This window comes from Streptomyces niveiscabiei, assembly GCF_001419795.1.
In the GTDB taxonomy this organism is placed as follows: Bacteria; Actinomycetota; Actinomycetes; order Streptomycetales; family Streptomycetaceae; genus Streptomyces; species Streptomyces niveiscabiei.
This window is the reverse complement of record NZ_LIRL01000800.1, coordinates 1-1,001: the sequence shown is the minus strand read 5'-3', so window position 1 is coordinate 1,001 and position 1,001 is coordinate 1. Positions and strand designations below refer to the sequence as shown.

Genomic DNA, 1,001 nt, shown 5'->3' with positions numbered 1-1,001 from the left:
TCACCGACCGCCAGGCCGCCCGCGTGATGCTGCCCCGGCTCCGGGAGAAGTTCCGGATGATCACTCTCGTCTGGGCGGACGGCGGTTACTCCGGCCGCCTGGTCACCTGGGCGCAGCAGGCACTGCGGCTCACGCTTCAGATCGTCAAGCGCAGTGACGACATGAGCGGCTTCGTGGTGCTGCCCAGACGGTGGTGCGTTGAGCGCACACTGGGATGGCTGATGCGATCGCGGCGCCTGGTGCGGGACTTCGAGACGCTGCCCGCCTCCAGCGAGACGTTCGTCTACTTCTCGATGGCCATGCTCATGAGCCGCCGCCTCGCCCGGACGACATCCCGGCCCCGGCCCCAGCAGGCGCGGTGAGCTCGCGCGGCGTGAACCGGCCCGACGGCAGCGCGGCCAGCCAGCCCCGCTCTGCCAGCCGCCTCGCCTTCGAACGCACTCCCTCGATCTTCGCCGGCACCGCCGCAAGGCCCAGCCGCCCGGCCAGCTCCTTCGCCGAGATCCCTTCGCCGGTGCCCGGCTCGGCCTCCACCAGCTCCACGATCCGCCGGTAGTCCGCCGACAGCGTCAAAACCGTCGCCCCCGCATGCCAGCGCGGCACGACGGAACCCGCGACCGGCGCCTTCGTCGTGTCCGCCACCACCGCGGTCGCCACCTCGTCCACCGAGGCGGCCCCTTCTTCCAGCATCGCGTCCCGACCCGCCAGGGTCTCGGCGAGCTCAGCCGTGGCGATCACGCGACGCTCCAACACCGCCTCCGCCTTGGCGAGTTCGGCAAGAACCCGCTCCGCCTCCACGCGAAGCTCCTCCGCCCGCACCCGGGCAGCCGCTTCCCGCCCCTCCACCAGCGCCATCACCGACGTCACGCTCAACTCCGCATCACCGAGACCGAACCAGACGCCCGAACTCTCCCGCAGCAATGCCGAAACCATGCCTGATCAGTGGAAACTCAACGATCACATCCGGAAAAACAACGGCTTCTTAGAGCTTGTCTCACGTG

2 protein-coding genes are annotated in these 1,001 nt (G+C 69.6%); one reads left to right on the top strand and one right to left on the bottom strand.

Annotated features, from left to right (window positions below; genetic code table 11):
- Positions 1 to 362, top strand: a 362-nt coding sequence (locus AOK24_RS34060) for a transposase (protein ID WP_159052077.1), incomplete at its 5' end; no start/stop codon positions are given.
- On the opposite strand, the gene AOK24_RS34055 is transcribed toward AOK24_RS34060, so the two are convergent.
- The gene (locus tag AOK24_RS34055; RefSeq protein ID WP_206191318.1) at positions 304 to 921 is read right to left on the bottom strand and encodes a hypothetical protein; all 618 of its coding nucleotides are present in this window, start codon (positions 919 to 921) and stop codon (positions 304 to 306) included. The two genes, AOK24_RS34060 and AOK24_RS34055, sit on opposite strands and share 59 nt — an antisense overlap.
- Positions 922 to 1,001: the final 80 nt, after the last annotated feature.